This is a genomic window from Protofrankia sp. Cj3 (assembly GCF_917627355.1).
Lineage (GTDB): Bacteria > Actinomycetota > Actinomycetes > Frankiales > Frankiaceae > Protofrankia.
The window spans coordinates 1-2291 of the sequence record NZ_CAKJTR010000044.1 but is presented as its reverse complement, the minus strand read 5'-3'; the positions used below and the strand labels follow the sequence as shown (position 1 = coordinate 2291).

Sequence of the window (2291 nt, the reverse complement as noted above, 5' to 3'; positions counted from 1 at the left end):
GCCCTGCGGCTCGCTGGTCCGCAGTTCGACGGGATGCGGCGGCGGGCCGAAGGTTCCGGCCTCCATTGCCAGGACGTGGGCGGCTTCCACGGCGATGGCCTCCTCCAGACGGGACGGGATCCGCGAATCACAGGGTTGTGGTTCGCCGCCCACTATTTCAGAGGATGGGTCCGACAACTTCGGCCGAGCCGGCCGACACGCGGGATCAACCGGCCGACACGCGGGATCAGATCACTGATGGCTCGCTGTTGAGCATGCCGGCGACGCTTCCTACTCTCGGGGAGTGCCCCGTCGCTTCGTCCGTACCACCGAGGACTTCGAGTGCCTCGTCTGCGGGACACCGGTCCGCGGGAACGGTTACACCAACCACTGCCCGTGCTGCCTGTGGTCTCGGCATGTGGATGTCAACCCCGGTGACCGGGCGGCGGAGTGCCGCGGCGCGATGCGCCCGGTCGCGGTGGAGACCGGTCCGCATGACATCGTCCTGACTCACCGCTGTGAGACGTGCGGTCACCAACGACGGAACAGGACATCCCCGGCGGACGACATCGATATGATCATCGAAGTATCAGCGGCGGGCTGGGACGGGGCTGGCATCCCCATCCCGCCCGGTGCCCGTGAGGAGGTTGACGGAGGTGTGCGGGGCAGCGCTGTCAGGGGTAGAGACCGCGGGTCCGGTGCGCGTCGGCGACCCGGGCGACCCCGATGATGTGCGCGGCGGTGCGCAGACTCACGTCACGTTCCGTCGCTAGCCGCGAAACCTCCCCATACGCGCGGTTCATGATGTCGCGCAGCCGGTCGCTGACCTCGTCCTCGGTCCAGAAGTAGGCCTGAATGTCCTGAACCCACTCGAAGTAGGAGACGGCGACGCCACCGCCGTTGGCGAGGATGTCCGGGACGACCACGACCGCGTTGCCGTCGAGGATCGGATCAGCGTTCGCGGATATCGGGCCGTTCGCGCCTTCTACGATTATCCGTGCCTTGACCCGGTCGGCGTTCGCGGCGGTGATGACTCCTTCCAGCGCCGCGGGCACTAACAGATCGACGTCCAGCTCGAGCAGCTCGGCATTGGTGATCGTGTCGGTTCCGGGGTATCCCACGACCGTGTCCGCGCCGCGCTGGACGCGGCGGACGAGCGCGGCCGGATTGAGCCCCTGCGGATTGTACACGCCCCCCTTGACATCGGACACCGCGACGACCCGGCAGCCGGCGTCGTGGAGGTACTGCGCCGCAAGCGCGCCGACCTTACCGAACCCCTGGACCGCGACAGTAACGTCGTACGGGTCGAGGCCGTGTTCGGCCAGCGCGGCGAAAGCCGCCAGCTGGACGCCACGGCTCGTCGCGCCGGCCCGCCCGGCTGATCCGCCGATCGACAACGGCTTACCAGTGACGACTCCGGGCGCGGTGTAGCCGGTGTGCGTCGAGTAGGTATCCATGATCCATGCCATGGTCTGCTCGTCGGTGCCCACGTCCGGCGCGGGGATGTCCTTCTCCGGCCCGATGAGCGGGACGAGCTCGGCCGCGTAGCGGCGGGTCATGCGCTCCCGCTCGGCCAGGGACAGCAGTTTCGGGTCGACGGCGATGCCGCCTTTGGCACCGCCGTAGGGGATGCCCATCAACGCGCATTTCCACGTCATCCACATGGCCAGGGCCTTGACCTCGTCAAGGTCGGTGGACGGATGGAAGCGGATCCCCCCCTTGGCCGGTCCGCGGGCCAGGTTGTGCTGGACCCGGTAGCCGGTAAGGACAAGCAACTGGCCATCGTCGCGCATCAGGGGGACGCTGACTGTGATCGAGCGACGCGGAGTCCGGAGCAGATCGTGCAGGCCGTCATCGAGGCCGAGGTGGCGGGCGGCGTTCTCCAACTGGATCTGTGCCGTGTCCCATGCAGACGGAGACCCGAGCATTCAGACACCTCCTTGTGTCGTGCGCGGTCCCCGCTGACCGCGCCGAGCGCCGGACCGGCAAGCCTCCCGGGCCGCGAGGCCACCGTTGCGCGTTCACCGGTGGCCAGGCGTCAGGCCCTGGATTGTAGATCCCGGCCTTCGTGACCTGTGGCGGTTGTCAGTCTGATCGCCAGGGCGATCCGTGCGGCGGTCGTGGGCCGCGGTCCCTCCGGGTGTACATCGCGTTAGGTTACGCAGAGTACTCGGCTGCTGGACGATGTGTCGCAGCAAGGTTGACCAAGGCCCCTCCGATGTACGACGGAAATCCTACCGGTGCCGATAAAGTGGCTGGAAAGTGGTCGGTTATACCAACATGGTTGCAATGTGTTGCTGATCGAAAGCTCT

General features: G+C 67.2%; 2 protein-coding genes. One reads left to right on the top strand and one right to left on the bottom strand.

What is annotated here, in order from left to right; translation table 11 throughout:
* Positions 1-283 precede the first annotated feature (283 nt).
* Complete coding sequence (locus MJ783_RS08465; RefSeq protein WP_239309781.1) at positions 284-709, top strand: RNHCP domain-containing protein; 426 nt, start codon at positions 284-286, stop codon at positions 707-709.
* Here MJ783_RS08465 and MJ783_RS08460 read toward each other — a convergent pair.
* Positions 654-1907 carry a Glu/Leu/Phe/Val dehydrogenase gene (locus MJ783_RS08460; RefSeq protein WP_239309779.1) on the bottom strand — a complete coding sequence of 418 codons (1254 nt, stop codon included), beginning with the start codon at positions 1905-1907 and terminating at the stop codon, positions 654-656. The two genes, MJ783_RS08465 and MJ783_RS08460, sit on opposite strands and share 56 nt — an antisense overlap.
* Between the last annotated feature and the right edge of the window lie 384 nt (positions 1908-2291).